General features: G+C 60.2%; 16 protein-coding genes. 15 read left to right on the forward strand and 1 reads right to left on the reverse strand.

What is annotated here, in order from left to right:
* Positions 1-7: 7 nt before the first annotated feature.
* On the reverse strand, positions 8-721 hold the full coding sequence (locus RBH10_RS03865; protein WP_281038951.1) for a GntR family transcriptional regulator: 714 nt from the start codon (positions 719-721) through the stop codon (positions 8-10).
* Positions 722-827: 106 nt separating this feature from the next.
* On the opposite strand from RBH10_RS03865, the gene RBH10_RS03870 reads away from it, so the two are divergent.
* From RBH10_RS03870 to arsH, 15 genes are all read left to right on the forward strand, one after another.
* Positions 828-1,880 carry a Gfo/Idh/MocA family protein gene (locus tag RBH10_RS03870; RefSeq protein WP_045015580.1) on the forward strand — a complete coding sequence of 351 codons (1,053 nt, stop codon included), beginning with the start codon at positions 828-830 and terminating at the stop codon, positions 1,878-1,880.
* A complete protein-coding gene (locus tag RBH10_RS03875; RefSeq protein WP_045015579.1) occupies positions 1,873-2,889 on the forward strand; it encodes a Gfo/Idh/MocA family protein in 1,017 nt (338 codons plus the stop codon). The genes RBH10_RS03870 and RBH10_RS03875 overlap by 8 nt, the downstream gene beginning before the upstream one ends.
* Positions 2,886-3,959, forward strand: coding sequence for a Gfo/Idh/MocA family protein (locus RBH10_RS03880; RefSeq protein ID WP_281038950.1), 1,074 nt, complete (start codon positions 2,886-2,888; stop codon positions 3,957-3,959). The genes RBH10_RS03875 and RBH10_RS03880 overlap by 4 nt, the downstream gene beginning before the upstream one ends.
* A 22-nt stretch (positions 3,960-3,981) precedes the next feature.
* A complete protein-coding gene (locus tag RBH10_RS03885; protein ID WP_281038949.1) occupies positions 3,982-5,250 on the forward strand; it encodes an ABC transporter substrate-binding protein in 1,269 nt (422 codons plus the stop codon).
* A 58-nt stretch (positions 5,251-5,308) separates the two neighbouring features.
* Positions 5,309-6,277 (forward strand): carbohydrate ABC transporter permease, encoded by a 969-nt coding sequence (locus RBH10_RS03890; protein WP_045015576.1) that lies wholly within the window; start codon positions 5,309-5,311, stop codon positions 6,275-6,277.
* Positions 6,270-7,313 carry a carbohydrate ABC transporter permease gene (locus tag RBH10_RS03895; protein ID WP_045015575.1) on the forward strand — a complete coding sequence of 348 codons (1,044 nt, stop codon included), beginning with the start codon at positions 6,270-6,272 and terminating at the stop codon, positions 7,311-7,313. Before RBH10_RS03890 ends, RBH10_RS03895 begins: the two co-directional genes overlap by 8 nt.
* A 23-nt stretch (positions 7,314-7,336) precedes the next feature.
* A complete protein-coding gene (locus tag RBH10_RS03900; protein ID WP_045015574.1) occupies positions 7,337-8,416 on the forward strand; it encodes an ABC transporter ATP-binding protein in 1,080 nt (359 codons plus the stop codon).
* Between the two features lie 39 nt (positions 8,417-8,455).
* The gene (gene araD / locus RBH10_RS03905) at positions 8,456-10,180 is read left to right on the forward strand and encodes an L-arabinonate dehydratase (protein WP_281038948.1); all 1,725 of its coding nucleotides are present in this window, start codon (positions 8,456-8,458) and stop codon (positions 10,178-10,180) included.
* Positions 10,181-10,198: 18 nt separating this feature from the next.
* Positions 10,199-10,996, forward strand: coding sequence for an NAD(P)-dependent oxidoreductase (locus RBH10_RS03910; RefSeq protein WP_281038947.1), 798 nt, complete (start codon positions 10,199-10,201; stop codon positions 10,994-10,996).
* A gap of 34 nt (positions 10,997-11,030) precedes the next feature.
* A complete protein-coding gene (locus RBH10_RS03915) occupies positions 11,031-11,750 on the forward strand; it encodes a ribonuclease activity regulator RraA (RefSeq protein ID WP_281038946.1) in 720 nt (239 codons plus the stop codon).
* A 264-nt stretch (positions 11,751-12,014) separates the two neighbouring features.
* Positions 12,015-12,368 (forward strand): helix-turn-helix transcriptional regulator, encoded by a 354-nt coding sequence (locus tag RBH10_RS03920; RefSeq protein WP_045015570.1) that lies wholly within the window; start codon positions 12,015-12,017, stop codon positions 12,366-12,368.
* Positions 12,369-12,451: 83 nt separating this feature from the next.
* Positions 12,452-12,979: an arsenate reductase ArsC gene (locus tag RBH10_RS03925; RefSeq protein ID WP_281038945.1), complete on the forward strand. Its 528-nt coding sequence runs from the start codon at positions 12,452-12,454 to the stop codon at positions 12,977-12,979.
* A complete protein-coding gene (gene arsB / locus RBH10_RS03930) occupies positions 12,979-14,037 on the forward strand; it encodes an ACR3 family arsenite efflux transporter (RefSeq protein WP_281038944.1) in 1,059 nt (352 codons plus the stop codon). Before RBH10_RS03925 ends, arsB begins: the two co-directional genes overlap by 1 nt.
* 2 nt (positions 14,038-14,039) lie before the next feature.
* Complete coding sequence (gene arsC / locus RBH10_RS03935) at positions 14,040-14,465, forward strand: arsenate reductase (glutaredoxin) (RefSeq protein WP_281038943.1); 426 nt, start codon at positions 14,040-14,042, stop codon at positions 14,463-14,465.
* Positions 14,440-15,168, forward strand: a complete 729-nt coding sequence (gene arsH, locus RBH10_RS03940) for an arsenical resistance protein ArsH (protein WP_372339767.1) — start codon at positions 14,440-14,442, stop codon at positions 15,166-15,168. Before arsC ends, arsH begins: the two co-directional genes overlap by 26 nt.
* Positions 15,169-15,170 lie beyond the last annotated feature (2 nt).

A 15,170-nucleotide genomic window follows, 5' to 3' on the forward strand; every position in this document is an offset into this window, starting at 1 on the left:
CATGGCGTTATTCGAAATATTCCTGATGTGCGTCGAAAATCTGCGACAGAATGCCGAGGACGCGCCGGAGATGCTGGCGCAGGTAATCCACCGCACTCTCCTCCTCACGCGCCTTGATTGCATTATAGACGGCCTCATGTTCCGTCAGCAGTCTGGCCATATGCGCTTCGTCGGTAATGGCCAGCGCCCGCAGACGGTCGAGCCCTGCCTTTTCACGGATCAGCAGGTTCTCCAGCCTTTCGAGACCAGTCGCGGCGGCAAGCGCGCTATGGAACTGGTCGTCATGCACGCGGAAAGCCTTTTTGTCGCCAAGCGCCATCGCCGCGCGCTGACCATCCAGCGCATGCAGAATTTCCTGGTCTGCCTCGGTCGAAATGCCGGTCTGGCAAAGCCTGCGCGCCGCAGCAACCTCGAGCGCCTCACGAATGAACTGTGCGCTGCGGATATGTTTTTCCGATAGTTTGGAAACATAAGTGCCCCGGCTCGGCAGGGTGACGATCAACCCGTCGTCACGCAGCCGGCTCAAGGCCTCGCGCACCGGGGTGCGGCTGGAATTGAACAGCTGACCGATTTCGTTTTCCGACACGGCCTGGCCCGGAAAGAGCTCCCGCGAAAGGATGGCCGATTTCAGCGCGGAATAAATCTGGTCCACAACCGGGCGGTTGAGGTCCAGTCGTTCCATCGTCGGCACAGAGCCGCCTGTCATCGGGATTTTTGGCATGCGCGCTCCAAATGTCTTTTCCTATAACCGGTATACCGGAACACTGGTGTGTTGACAACCGGCATACCGGTATGCAATTGAATGGCCATGGGAAGGAGGCTCCCGAATGCAAAATATCAAGACCTGCGTCATCGTCGGTGCCGGAATGGTAGCGAAGACGCATGTGCTCGCCTGTGCGGCAAGCCCTGAAAAAATCCGCTTGAAAGGTATTGTCGACGGTGGCTCCGGCCGCGCGAAAGCGCTGGCTGCCGAAGCGGCCAAACATACCGGCCACGACGTTGCCGTTTACGCGTCAATCGAGGAAGCAGCGAAAGACGGGGATGTCGATTTCGCCATCATCGCGACGCCGCCCAATGCCCGCGCCGATATCATCGGACCGCTTGCAACAGCCGGCAAACATATTCTTCTGGAAAAGCCGGTTGCCCGTAACACGCAGGAAGCGAGCGATCTCGTTGCGCTGTGTCGCAACGCGGGCGTCACGCTCGGCATCATTTTCCAGCACCGCATGCGCGCCGCATCGCAAAAGGCACGCGAACTGGTCGCGTCCGGCAAGCTCGGCGAACTCGGCCTTTGCGAGATTTCCGTGCCGTGGTGGCGCACCCAGGCCTATTACGACGAGCCGGGACGCGGCACGCTGGCGCGCGATGGCGGCGGCGTTCTGATTTCGCAGGCAATCCACACGATCGATCTGGCGCTGAGCCTTGCAGGCCCCGTGGCACGTGTGCAGGCCATGGCGGCAACGACGCGTTTTCACAAGATGGAAACCGAGGATTACGTATCGGCCGGCCTTCGTTTCAAAAACGGTGCGGTAGGTTCGCTCGTTGCAAGCACCGCGAGTTTTCCCGGCGCGCCTGAATCCATTCTTCTCCATTTCGACAAGGCAAGCCTGCGGCTCGCATCCGGCTTGCTGCATGTCGACTGGCGCGACGGCAGCCAGGAAACGTTTGGCGGCGCCGCATCCGGCACCGGCGGCGGCGCCGATCCCATGGCTTTCACGCATGAATGGCATCAGGGCGTATTCGACGATTTCGTCGACGCCATTTCTTCAGGGCGCCCGCCGGTCGTCACCGGCGAAGCGGCTCTTTTGTCTCACAGACTGATCGACGCGATCATTAACTCGGCCGAAACCGGCAAGGAAGTGGAACTGCAGGATGAGTAAAGCAATCAGGTTCGTGGCTCTTGGCATCGAGCACAGACACATTTTCGGCATGGCGCAGAACCTGCTCGACGCCGGCGCGCAATTTGCCGGCTGGTGGACGGAAGGCGAGCCGGATGTGGTTGAAGGCTTCGTAAAGCGCTTTCCGGACGTACCACGTGCTGCCTCCAAGGAGGATTTGCTGGCCGACAAGAGCATCGATCTCGTCGTCATCGCCGATATTCCCTCCAAGCGCGCCGATCTGGCGGTCGCAGCCATGGAAGCCGGCAAGGACGTGATGTCCGACAAGCCCGGTTGCACCACCTTCGAACAGCTTGATCGCCTTCGCCAGACCGTCGCCAAAACCGGGCGCATCTGGACCGTAGACTTTTCAGAGCGCTTCGAAGTTCCGAGTGTCACGAAAGCCGCCGAGCTGGTTGCGCAGGGCGCCATCGGCCGCGTCATCCAGACGGTTGGCATGGGCCCACACCGCCTCAACCGCCAGATTCGCCCGAAGTGGTTCTTTGAGCGCGAGGCCTATGGCGGCATTCTCACCGATATCGCCAGCCACCAGATCGACCAGTTCATGTTCTTTACCGGCTCGACCGAGGTTGAGATCGTGTCTGCCACCGTTGCCAATTACGCCAACCCGCGCGATCCGGGCCTCCAGGATTTCGGCGAAGTCGTGCTGCGCGGTGACAAGGGCCATGGTTATATCCGCGTCGACTGGTACACGCCGGATGCACTGCCGACCTGGGGTGACGGTCGCCTGACGATCCTTGGAACCGAAGGTTACATCGAGCTGCGCAAATACGTCGACGTCGGCAATACCGAGGGCACCGACCGGCTGATCCTCGTCAACGGCGACCGTTGCGAATATATCGACGCATCCGATGCCGGCCTGCCTTATTTCGCCCGTGTATGCGACGATATCCGCAACCGCACGGAAACGGCCATGACGCAGGAGCACGTCTTCAAGGTGTGCGACCTCTCGCTTCAGGCGCAGGCCAAGGCCGAAGGAGCCGCAGCATGATCGGCGTCGCCATTATCGGCGCCGGTATTGGCGCACAACATCTGAGCGGTTATCTGGCGCTGCCGGAACGTTTCACCGTCAAGGCCATCTGCGATCTTGATGTGGAGCGGGCGCGGGCGGTAGCCGGCAAAGGCTCTCCCATCCACATCACGGCGGATCTCGAAAAAGTCCTCGCCGATGACAGCATTTCGCTGATCGACATCTGCCTGCCGCCGCATCTGCATTTCCCCGTGGCGCTGAAGGCTCACGCGGCCGGCAAGGACGTGGTCTGCGAAAAGCCGCTGGTGCGCTCGCTGGAGGAGGCAAGCGCGCTGCTGGAATCCGTCAAGAAGACCGGGCGGCGCGTCTTTCCGGTTTTCCAGTATCGTTTTGGTCACGCTCTGCGGCAGTTGCGCGCCCTTATCGACGCCGGACTTGCTGGCAAAGCCTATGTGGCAAGCTCGGAAGTGCACTGGAACCGTGGCGCGAACTACTACGACATTCCCTGGCGCGGCACCTGGAAGGGTGAGTGCGGCGGTGCGATCCTCGGTCACGCCATTCACGCCCATGATCTTCTGTGCCACGTACTCGGCCCGGTCGATGAAGTCTTCGCAATGGCCGATACGCGGGTGAACAAGATCGAAACGGAAGACTGTGCCGCCATAAGCTTCCGCATGAAGAGCGGTGCACTTGCCACCAGCTCGGTCACGCTTGGTGCTGCCGACGATACGTCCCGTCTGCGGTTCTGCTTCGAAGGCTTCACGGCCGAAAGCGGAACGCTGCCTTACCGTCCGGCCGAAGATAAATGGCACTTCACCGCCCGTGCACCGACCACGCAGGATCAGATCGACGCCGTTCTTGCGACGGTGGAAGATGGCGAAAACGGCTTTACCGGTTTCGTCGAGGCGATTGCCAATGCGATGGAGGGTCGCGAAGGCAAGGAAGTGACGATTACGGACGGCATGCAGTCCATCGAACTCGTAACCGCCATCTACACATCGGTACAGGAAGGCAAGGCCGTTCGCCTGCCGCTTACCGCTGCAGATGAGCGGTTCAAGGGTTGGGCTCCGCGCTCGTCCGCCACGGCATAATCATCTAAAGGGAGGAAACCAGATGAGCAGAAAATACAGCTTGGCGTTTGCCTTGGCGTTGGGGGCGGCTTCGTTTGCCGGCGCCGCCCAGGCCCAGGAAGTTCGCTTCACCTGCGCCTATGACGGCAACGGCTGCGAAGTCCTCAAGGACATTCTTGCGCGTTACGAAAAACAGCATCCCGACGTCAAGATCGTCACGGATATCGTGCCTTACAAAGCGCTTCTCGAAGGCCTGCCGGTGCAGCTGGCCGGCGGCAGCGGCCCTGACTTTGCGACCGTCACCGATCTTGGCGGTCTCAACCGCTATTATCTCGACCTGACGCCCTATGTGGATGCGAAATATTGGGAAGACAATTTCGCAAACGTGCTGAAATGGTATCGCAGCGGCCCAGACGACAAGGGCATCTACGGTATGCATACCCAGCTCACCATCACCGGCGCCTTCATCAACCGCACGCTGTTCGATCAGGCAAACGTTGCCGTTCCCGGCAAGGATGCGACGTTTGACGATTGGGCCAAGGCTGCAAATGCGGTTGCCAAGGCAACCGGCACGCCTTACCCGATGGCGATCGACCGTTCCGGCCACCGTATCGCCGGTCCGGCTATTTCCTACGGCGCGAAAATTTTCGATGCCGACGGCAAGCCGATCCTGGTCGACGAGGGCTTCACAACTTTCGTGAAGAAGTTCGTTGACTGGAACAAGGACGGCACCATGGCGCGTGACGTCTGGGCCGGCCAGGGCGGCAACACCTACCGCGATGCTGCGCAGGAATTCATCAACGGCCAGCTGGTCTATTATTATTCCGGCAGCTGGCAGACCGCGCGTTTCGACAGCCAGGTTGGTGATGCCTTCGACTGGGAAGTCGTGTCGCAGCCATGCGGACCGGCCGCCTGCACAGGCATGCCGGGCGGAACGGGCGTCGTGGGCTTCAAGCAGACCAAGAACCCGAAGATCGTCGCGGATATTCTGAACTTCCTCGCACAGGACGAGAATTATCTCGATTTCACCGTGCGTACCCGCAACGTCCCGGCTCACAAGGCCGTCGGCGAAAAGGGTGTCACCTACACCGGCGCGACACCGGCGACACAGAAGGCCATGAACGCCTGGCTCGATCAGGTCCCCGGCATCAGCCCCATCGCCTACGCCTATCAGGGCTACAAGAACAACCGTGCGATGTTCAACATCTCCGTCCAGCGCGTGACGCAGGCGATTGTTGGCGAAAGCTCGATTGACGACGCCATGACGCGTGCGAAGGCCGATCTTGAGGAAGCGTTGAAACAGGCGAAGTGATCCATCGCCTTCCGGCGCGGCGCAAGCCGCGCCGCGCCGGATCGAAGGAGGACCATCAATGTACAGACTTCTCGCGCCCGTCATGGGCATCATCGAGCTGCCCTTCGCCCTCTTGCAGAAAGTGCTCGGGCATCGGCGCATCGCCTGGGTGTTCCTGACACCCAATCTCCTGTTGTTTGCGGTCTTCGCGTTTTTGCCGATCGTTCTCAACATGGCTTATTCAGTGACCGGCAGCGAACATATCCTGCTGTCGGAGCGTCCCTCCGTGGGCGGCGAAAACTTCTCGGTCCTTCTGTCGTGCCAGAATTACTTCGATCCCAATTCCTGTCAGCGCGATCTTTTCTGGCGCTCCGTCTGGAACACGCTGTTCTTCGTCGTGTTGCAGGTCGGGTTCATGGTAGGCTTCTCGCTGATCACGGCGGTCGTGCTCAACCGTGACATCCGGGCACGCGGTTTCTTCCGCGCCGTCTTCTTCTTTCCCGTGCTGCTGTCCCCGGTGGTCGTGGCGTTGATATGGAAGTGGATACTCCAGCGCTTCGGCGTATTGAACGCGGCACTCGACGCCGTCGGCATCGGCTCGGTGGACTGGCTGCTGGAAGCCAATCTCGCCTTCGGCTGGTCGGTATTCCTCTCCGTCTGGGCGCATATGGGCTTTTACACGCTCATCCTGCTTGCGGGTCTCCAGGCCATTCCCCGTGACGTCTATGAGGCGGCACAGTTGGACAAGGCAAGCCCGTGGCGGATTTTCCGCCGGATTACGATGCCGCTTCTCGCACCGACCATGCTCGTGGTCCTCGTGCTGTCCCTCATCAAGGGCGTACAGACCTTCGATGAAGTCTTCGCGTTTACCGGCGGCGGTCCGGGTTCGGCAACGACCTTCATCATTCAATTCATCTATCAGACTGGTTTTGCCGGAACGCCGCGCAATTTCGGACTGGCCGCGGCCGCTTCGCTGCTGCTTGCCGTGGTTCTCGTGGTGCTGACCGCCCTGCAATTCCGGGCCAACAGGAGCAAAGTCGATGGCTAGGATTGGCGCATTTCTAACCCGCACACGCGGCAGAAACGGCAAACTGCACTGGACCGACTGGCTGTCCTACGCCTATCTCGGCGTAGCCGTCCTGATGATGTTCGGCCCCGTCGTCTGGCTCGTCCTGTCGTCCTTCAAGACGGAAGCCGATCTTCAGCGGTTTCCGCCACGCCTGCTTCCCTATGCGCAGGAAACGGTGGTCATTGACGGTCAGGCCGCACCTTTGCCGGCCTTTGTCGACAAGGAAGGCCGCAAGCTCGGCATGATCAGGCGCGTCGGGCTCGTCGCCCAGGTGGTGGACCCGGCAAAGCCCGGCGAAGTCATGAAGATGCCGTTCAACGAGCTGCGCCCGGCCGAGAAGGTGGCGCTGGCGACGGAGAACTACACCGAGCTTTTCCAGCGCTTCAACTTTCCGCTCTATTTCTGGAACTCGACCTTCATCACCGTGACGTCGACCGTCATCATGCTGATCGTCAACTCCATGGCGGCGTTCGCGCTGTCGAAATACAGCTTTAAGGGCAGAGGCGTGGTCCTGGCGCTCGTCGTCGGAACGTTGATGATCCCGCAGACCGTCGTGCTCGTTCCGCTTTTTCTCATCACCAGCCAGCTTGGTATGATCAACAGTCTGTGGGGCGTCATCATTCCGGGTGCGGCAACGCCGACCGGGGTGTTCCTGCTGCGCCAGTATATGTTGACCATCCCGGATGAAATCCTCGATGCGGCACGCATGGACAAGGCCAGCGAATGGAAAATCTACTGGCGCATCATCCTGCCGCTCTCGGCGCCGGCGCTTGCGGTGCTCGCCATCCTCGCCATCATGTGGCGGTGGAACGACTTCCTGTGGCCACTTATCGTGCTGACCCGTAACGACAATTTCACCCTGCAACTGGCGCTCAACTCCTTCCAGGGAGAAATGACGACGGAATGGAGCAATCTGCTGGCCATGACGGTGCTGACACTGGCGCCGATCGCACTGGTCTTCATGTTCCTGCAAAAATATATCGCCACCGGCATCGCATCGACCGGCGGAAAATAATCCTCAAGGGAGGGAATGAGACAATGGCAAGTATCGAACTTCGTCAGGTCAAAAAGACATATGGCGCGCTTGACGTCATCAAGGGTATCGACCTCGATATCAAACACGGCGAGTTCTGTGTTTTCGTCGGCCCTTCCGGTTGCGGAAAATCGACGCTGCTGCGCATGATCTCCGGTCTTGAGGAGTTGAGCGGCGGCGATATCGTCATCGGCGGCGATGTGGTGAACGCGGTTCCTGCCGCCGACCGCGGGCTTGCGATGGTGTTCCAGTCCTATGCGCTCTACCCGCATATGACGGTTCGAGAAAACCTGTCCTTCGGCCTCGAAAACATCGGCACGCCGAAAAAAGACATCGTCGAGAAGGTCGCGCAGGTGGCCAAGATGCTGCAGATCGACCAGCTGCTCGAACGACGCCCGAAGGATCTGTCGGGCGGCCAGCGCCAGCGTGTCGCGATCGGCCGCGCCGTCGTGCGCGAACCGCGGGTTTTCCTGTTTGACGAGCCACTGTCGAACCTCGATGCGGAACTGCGTGTGGATATGCGCGGCGAAATTTCGAGCCTGCATCGCCGCCTCGGCAATACCATGATCTATGTGACCCACGATCAGGTCGAAGCCATGACGATGGCCGACAAGATCGCCGTGCTACGCGCCGGAAAGCTCGAGCAGTTCGGCGTTCCGCTCGATCTCTATAATCGCCCAGCAAACCTCTTCGTTGCGGGCTTCATCGGTTCACCGAAGATGAATTTCTTCGCCGGCGAAGTAGTGGTGGACGGTCAGGCGTCGCTTAAGATTGCGACAGGCGAATTGATCCCGTTGCCGCAGAGCGGTTTTTCTTACGCACCCGGCCAGAAGGTCACGCTCGGCATCCGCCCCAACCATGTGCAACCGACGCCAGACGGCGCGCTGACGATGTCCGTACGCACGGCAGAGCAGCTTGGCGGCGAATCCTATCTCTATGGAAGCCTCGGTGACGGCAGCCACGTCACTCTGCATCTTTCGGGACAGACCTCGACATCGGCCGGCGAAGTCATTCGCATGTCGGCACCGCTGCAACATATCCATCTCTTCGATACGAAAAGCGGGCTGACGCTGAAGCAGGACTAAGCCTCCGTCGCGACGCCCCCGTAAAGCAGGACCTTTGACATGACCGACAAAAAACTCCGTTCCGCCCGCTGGTTTGCGCCCGACGATCTGCGCAGTTTCGGCCACCGCTCGCGCATGATGCAGCTGGGTTATTCGGAGGAGGATTTTGGCGGCAAGCCCGTCATCGGCATTCTCAACACCTGGTCCGAGCTGAACACCTGTCACTCGCACTTTCCCGAGCGCGTGAAGGATGTGAAGCGTGGCGTGCTTCAGGCGGGCGGGTTCCCGGTCGAGATGCCGTCCCTTTCGGTCGATGAGAGCTTCACCAAGCCGACCTCGATGCTCTACCGCAACATGCTGGCGATGGAAGCGGAAGAAATGATCCGTTCGCATCCGCTTGATGGCGTGGTGCTGATGGGCGGTTGCGACAAGACCACGCCCGGCCTCGTCATGGGGGCGATCTCGGCCGGCGTGCCGATGATCTACCTGCCGGCCGGCCCGATGCTGCGCGGCAATTATGCCGGCAAGGTGCTGGGCTCCGGCTCCGATGCCTGGAAATACTGGGACGAGCGCCGCGCCGGTAACGTGACCGATGAGGAATGGCGCGGTGTACAGGGCGGCATTGCCCGCTCCGCCGGCGTTTGCATGACCATGGGCACGGCATCGACCATGACGGCGATTACCGACGCACTCGGCATCACCTTGCCGGGCGCCTCCTCCATTCCGGCGGTGGATGCCGAACACCAGCGCATGTCGGCAGGCTGCGGCCGTCGCATTGTGGAAATGGTGGCCGAGGAGCTGACCCCGGATCGTATTCTGACTGCGGCCGCGTTTCGGAATGCGGCCATCGTTGCCATGGCGACCGGTTGTTCCACCAATGCCGTCGTGCATCTGATTGCCATGGCGCGCCGCGCCGGTGTGCCGATGACGCTGGACGAGCTGGACGAACTCGGCCGCGTGACGCCGCTCATCGCCAATGTCCGCCCCTCCGGCAAAGATTACCTGATGGAGGATTTTTATTACGCAGGCGGCCTGCGGGCCCTGATGAAGCAGATCGAAAGCCGTCTGGACTGTTCCGTGCTCACCGTCACCGGCCGCAGCATGGGCGAAAATCTCGAAGGCGCGCGGGTCTATAATGACGACGTCATCCGCTCGCTGGACAATCCGGTTTACGCGGAAGGATCGCTTGCCGTGCTGCGCGGCAATCTCTGCCCCGACGGCGCGGTCATCAAGCCCGCCGCCTGCGATCCGAAACTCCATGTCCATGAAGGCCCGGCGCTGGTTTTTGACAGCTACCCCGAGATGAAGGCGGCAATCGACGACGAAAATCTGGATGTGACGCCCGACCACGTTCTGGTTCTGCGCAATGCAGGCCCACTGGGTGGCCCCGGTTTTCCCGAATGGGGCATGCTGCCCATCCCCAAGGCGCTGATCAAGAAGGGTCACCGCGATATGGTGCGCATATCCGATGCCCGCATGTCCGGCACCTCCTACGGCGCCTGCGTTCTTCATGTTGCGCCGGAAAGCTTCGTCGGCGGGCCGCTTGCCCTGCTGAAGACCGGCGATATCGTGCGGCTCGATCTGCCACAGCGCAGTCTCGACATGCTGGTCAGCGAAGAGGAAATCGCCCGGCGCCGTGCCGCATGGCAGGCGCCGCCGCCGCGCTATGAGCGTGGTTACGGCTATATCTTCTCGAAACACGTTACGCAGGCGGATGCCGGGTGCGATTTCGATTTCCTCCAGACGGATTTCGGCCGCACCGCTGGCGAACCGGACATATTCTGACACGGGAGCGCGCAAAAAATGATGAAGCGTTTGCTGATTACGGGTGCGGGCGGCAAGCTGGGCAACATTTTGCGCGGCAGGCTTGGCCACCTTGCAGAGATCATCCGGCTTTCGGATATCGTTGACATGGGCGCGGCGGCAGCAAATGAAGAGATCATCCGCTGCTCTCTGGAAGACGAGGCCGCCGTCCACGCGCTGGTGAAGGACTGCGACGGCATCGTCCATCTCGGCGGCATCTCCGTCGAAAAGGCTTACGATCCCATCGAGGCCGCCAATCTGCGCGGTGTCTACAATCTTTATGAGGCAGCAAGGCTGAACGGCTTACCGCGCATCCTGTTCGCCTCCAGCAACCATACCATCGGGTATTATCCGCAGGGTGAGCAGCTATCGCCGGAGACGCCGTTTCTGCCGGATGGCCTTTACGGTGTTTCGAAGATCTTCGGCGAGGCGATGGCGAGCCTCTACCATTCCAAATTCGGACAGGAAACAGCCATCGTGCGCATCGGCTCCTGCGAGAAGAAACCCAGCAATTGGCGCATGTTGTCCACCTGGCTCAGCCATGACGATCTGGTCTCCCTGGTCGAGGCCGTGTTCCGCACGCCGAAACTCGGATGCCCGGTCATCTGGGGTGTTTCCGCCAACGACGATAGCTGGTGGGACAACGCCCATGTCGATTTTCTCGGCTGGCAGCCGCGGGATAACGCCGCAAACTTCCGGGGTGATATCGACCGCGATGTTCCACGCCCCGATCCGGATGCCGCAATCGCCAAATATCAGGGCGGCGTCTTCATAGACGAGCCGATCCACAAAAACTGATGTGCAGACACTCACGCCCTTCGAGGAGAATAAGATGAATACAGAAACCCGGGAAAAATTGATGACGGTTTCCGTCGCCACACTCGCGACCGCGCTCTACAAGCGCGGCCTGCGCAACCAGGTCATTCAGGGCGTCCACCCGCTTGGCCACAAGGGCGCAAACATGGTCGGACCGGCTTTCACGCTGCGTTACATGCCCGCCCGCGAAGACCGCAACCAGCTGGTGGAATTCCGCAACCCCGCACATCCCCAGCGCGTCGCCATTGAGACCTGCCCGCCCGGCCACGTACTGGTCATGGACAGCCGGAAAGACCCGAGCGCTGCTTCGGCGGGTGATATTCTCATCACGCGCCTGATGGTGCGCGGTGCCGCCGGCGTGGTTACCGATGGCGGTTTCCGCGATGCCGCAACGATTGCAGAGCTTGATATTCCCGCCTACCACACCCGGCCGTCCAGCCCCACCAATCTCACGAAACACGAAGCGATCGAAATCAACGGCCCGATCGGTTGCGGCGATGCCCCGATTTTCCCCGGCGACATCATCGTCGGTGATGCGGATTGCGTTATCGTCATCCCCGCCGGAATTGCCGACGAGATCGCGACGGAAGCGGTGGAAATGACCGCTTACGAGGATTTCGTGGTCGAACAGGTCAAGGGCGGCGCAAGCATCATCGGCCTTTATCCCTGCACCAAGGACGAGCACCAGAAGGCCTTCGCCGTATGGCGCGAACAGAGAGACCGTTCGGGCGCGTGAGCCGCACGGAACGCTTGCCGGTTTCGTCCGCAATGCTTTGAAGTATAGCCTGCATGGGTGGTATCCCGTCCATGCAGGTAGACGTTATAATGTGCCCTAATGATCAATCGCCGAGGCCAATGAGCCGTCAATTTTCACGCGTTGAAAACCGAACTGCAACGGGTTTCGGTCGGTGTTCGTAAAACGATCCCCATGAGCTTTCGGGGTTTTAGAACACCCGAACAAAGACGTTGACTTCATCAATATTTCCATTAATCTGGATATATGGAACAAGAACAAGCTATTCTCGCTTTGGCCGCGCTCGCGCAGCCGACCCGTCTCGAAACTTTCCGGCTGCTTGTGCGGCACGCACCGGAAGGCCTGCCAGCTGGCGACATTGCGCGCGCTCTGGTGGTGCCGCAAAATACCATGTCCGCGCATCTGAATGTTCTGTCCCGCGCAGGGCTCGTCTCGTCGCAACGCCAGAGCAGAATCATCATGTATCGCGCGCAGATAGAGCAGCTTCGCGACATGACGCTGTTTCTCCTGAAGGATTGCTGCGGTGGATCGGCAGAGCTTTGCGCTCCGCTGATCGCCGAACTGACGCCCTGCTGCATCCCGGAGGCGAAGCTGTCATGAATGCCATCGGGCTGGAGCAGGCAACATTCTTCGCGAGAATCGCAAAGCTTATCAGACCGCCAACCTAACCACGGACCAAGATCATGACCGAAAAGATCTACAACGTGCTCTTCTTGTGCACGGGCAATTCCGCTCGCTCTATTCTCGCCGAATCCATCCTCGCCAAGGAAGGCGTGGGACGGTTTAACGCCTATTCGGCCGGCAGCCAGCCGAAGGGCGAGGTCAATCCTCACGCCCTGAAGGAACTGGCGGCGCTGGGTTATCTTTCCACGGGCTTCACGTCGAAGAGCTGGGACGTGTTCGCCGGGTCCGGCGCACCGGAGATGGATTTCATCTTCACGGTCTGCGATAACGCCGCCGGTGAAGCCTGCCCGGTCTGGATCGGCCATCCGATGACAGCCCACTGGGGTGTCGAGGATCCCGCCGCTGTCGTCGGCTCCGAACTGGAGGTCCAGCGCGCCTTCGCGCAAGCTGCCCGTTTCCTCAAGAACCGGATCACGGCTTTCGTCAGCCTGCCCCTGCAGTCGATCGATCGCATGGCGCTTGAAACGAGGCTTCGCAATATCGGCGCGATGGAAGGCTCGACAGCGCCGCAGGGAAAGTCCGCCTGATGTCCACGTTCGAACGTTATCTGACCGTCTGGGTGTTTCTGTGCATCATTGTCGGTGTTGCCCTCGGCCATCTGATGCCCGGCGTCTTCCAGCTCATCGGCGCAGCCGAGATCGCCAAGGTGAATATTCCGGTCGCCATCCTGATCTGGTTGATGATCATTCCGATGCTGCTGAAGATCGATTTCCGCTCTCTCACGCAGGTCGGCACCTACTGGCGGGGTATCGGCGTTACGTTGTTCATCAACTGGGCGGTCAAGCCGTTCTCGATGGCGCTGCTGGGCTGGCTTTTCATCGGCTGGCTGTTCCGCCCCTATCTTCCCGCTGACCAGATCGACTCCTACATCGCCGGGCTGATCATCCTTGCCGCAGCGCCCTGCACGGCCATGGTGTTTGTCTGGTCGAACCTGACACGCGGCGAGCCGCTGTTCACGCTCTCGCAGGTAGCGCTCAACGATGCGATCATGGTCATCGCCTTTGCTCCGATTGTCGGCCTGCTGCTTGGCCTGTCCGCGATCACCGTTCCGTGGGACACGCTTGTTCTCTCCGTTGCCCTCTATATCGTTGTGCCCGTCATCCTCGCGCAGCTCATCAGGCACCGGCTCATGGCGGATGGAACGTCACGGATGCTGGATCGCATTCTCGCAAAGCTGCAGCCGATTTCGCTGGTGGCGCTGCTGACAACGCTGGTTCTTCTCTTCGCTTTCCAGGGCGAGCAGATCATCGCGCAACCAGCCGTCATTGGCCTGCTTGCCATCCCGATCCTGATCCAAGTCTATTTCAACTCCGGGCTCGCCTATATTCTCAATCGCATGTCCGGGGAGCAACACTGCGTTGCCGGTCCGTCGGCCCTGATCGGCGCTAGCAACTTCTTCGAACTCGCGGTCGCGGCCGCCATCAGCCTGTTCGGCTTTCAGTCAGGCGCGGCGCTCGCAACCGTTGTCGGCGTCCTCATCGAGGTACCGGTCATGCTCTCCGTCGTCTGGATCGTGAACCGTTCCAAGGATTGGTACGAGGCATCGCCTGCAGTTTCCCGAACCACCATCACGGAAAGAACCTGATCATGAACGTTACCATTTATCACAACCCGGATTGCGGCACCTCGCGCAACACTCTGGAACTCATTCGGCACGCTGGTATTGAACCCACTGTCATCGAGTACCTGAAAACCCCGCCGAGCCGTGAGCAGCTCGTCAACATGATCGCCGACGCCGGCCTTTCGGTGCGCCAGGCGATCCGCGAGAAGGGCACGCCCTATGCGGTGCTTGGGCTTGGCTATCCGGAGCTGACCGACGACCAGTTGCTTGACGCCATGCTCGAGACGCCAATCCTGATCAACCGGCCGTTCGTTATCACCCCAATGGGTACGCGGTTGTCGCGCCCCTCGGAAGTGGTTCTGGATATACTTCCGGCGGATGCATTCAAGGGGCCGTTTACCAAAGAAGACGGCGAAAAGGTCCTCGATGATGAAGGAAAGCGCATTGCCTGAGACATTCCCCGCACTGCAAGGCGAAAACCTGCATGCAATTGACGTCGGTGCTCTGCGCCCGGCCTTCTCGACCCACAAGCCTCGCATTCTGATCCTCTACGGTTCGCTTCGCGAGGTGTCCTACAGCCGTTTGCTGGCGTTCGAAGCAGGACGACTGCTGGAACGGCTTGGATGCGAAGTTCGGATATTCGATCCGAAAGGCCTGCCTTTGCCAGACGAAGCGCCGGTGAGCCACCCGAAGGTGCAGGAGTTGCGTGAACTCTCGCAATGGTCGGAAGGCCAGGTCTGGGTCAGCCCGGAGCGCCACGGCGCCATGACCGGCATCATGAAATCACAGATCGACTGGATACCTCTTTCGCTCGGATCGGTTCGCCCGACGCAGGGCAAGACGCTCGCCGTCATGGAGGTTTCCGGTGGCAGCCAGTCCTTCAACGCCGTGAACCAGATGCGGATCCTCGGGCGATGGATGCGGATGATCACCATTCCCAACCAGTCCTCGGTCGCCAGAGCCTATCAGGAGTTCGACGCCAATGGCCGGATGAAGCCGTCATCCTATTACGACCGGGTGGTGGATGTCTGCGAGGAGCTGGTGAAATTCACGATCCTCACACGCGATGCTTCGGCCTATCTGACCAACCGCTATAGCGAACGCAAGGAACAGGCAGACGAACTCGAGAAGCGTGTTTCTCTGAAATCGATCTGACG

The organism is Rhizobium sp. AN73 (genome assembly GCF_030757975.1).
Lineage (GTDB): Bacteria > Pseudomonadota > Alphaproteobacteria > Rhizobiales > Rhizobiaceae > Agrobacterium > Agrobacterium arsenijevicii.

What these genes read in the sequence shown, in the direction of transcription:
- RBH10_RS03865 (WP_281038951.1), bottom strand. Translation starts at nt 721, where the DNA reads ATGCCAAAAATCCCGATGACAGGCGGCTCTGTGCCGACGATGGAACGA.
- RBH10_RS03870 (WP_045015580.1), top strand. Translation starts at nt 828, where the DNA reads ATGCAAAATATCAAGACCTGCGTCATCGTCGGTGCCGGAATGGTAGCG.
- RBH10_RS03875 (WP_045015579.1), top strand. Translation starts at nt 1,873, where the DNA reads ATGAGTAAAGCAATCAGGTTCGTGGCTCTTGGCATCGAGCACAGACAC.
- RBH10_RS03880 (WP_281038950.1), top strand. Translation starts at nt 2,886, where the DNA reads ATGATCGGCGTCGCCATTATCGGCGCCGGTATTGGCGCACAACATCTG.
- RBH10_RS03885 (WP_281038949.1), top strand. Translation starts at nt 3,982, where the DNA reads ATGAGCAGAAAATACAGCTTGGCGTTTGCCTTGGCGTTGGGGGCGGCT.
- RBH10_RS03890 (WP_045015576.1), top strand. Translation starts at nt 5,309, where the DNA reads ATGTACAGACTTCTCGCGCCCGTCATGGGCATCATCGAGCTGCCCTTC.
- RBH10_RS03895 (WP_045015575.1), top strand. Translation starts at nt 6,270, where the DNA reads ATGGCTAGGATTGGCGCATTTCTAACCCGCACACGCGGCAGAAACGGC.
- RBH10_RS03900 (WP_045015574.1), top strand. Translation starts at nt 7,337, where the DNA reads ATGGCAAGTATCGAACTTCGTCAGGTCAAAAAGACATATGGCGCGCTT.
- araD (WP_281038948.1), top strand. Translation starts at nt 8,456, where the DNA reads ATGACCGACAAAAAACTCCGTTCCGCCCGCTGGTTTGCGCCCGACGAT.
- RBH10_RS03910 (WP_281038947.1), top strand. Translation starts at nt 10,199, where the DNA reads ATGATGAAGCGTTTGCTGATTACGGGTGCGGGCGGCAAGCTGGGCAAC.
- RBH10_RS03915 (WP_281038946.1), top strand. Translation starts at nt 11,031, where the DNA reads ATGAATACAGAAACCCGGGAAAAATTGATGACGGTTTCCGTCGCCACA.
- RBH10_RS03920 (WP_045015570.1), top strand. Translation starts at nt 12,015, where the DNA reads ATGGAACAAGAACAAGCTATTCTCGCTTTGGCCGCGCTCGCGCAGCCG.
- RBH10_RS03925 (WP_281038945.1), top strand. Translation starts at nt 12,452, where the DNA reads ATGACCGAAAAGATCTACAACGTGCTCTTCTTGTGCACGGGCAATTCC.
- arsB (WP_281038944.1), top strand. Translation starts at nt 12,979, where the DNA reads ATGTCCACGTTCGAACGTTATCTGACCGTCTGGGTGTTTCTGTGCATC.
- arsC (WP_281038943.1), top strand. Translation starts at nt 14,040, where the DNA reads ATGAACGTTACCATTTATCACAACCCGGATTGCGGCACCTCGCGCAAC.
- arsH (WP_372339767.1), top strand. Translation starts at nt 14,440, where the DNA reads ATGATGAAGGAAAGCGCATTGCCTGAGACATTCCCCGCACTGCAAGGC.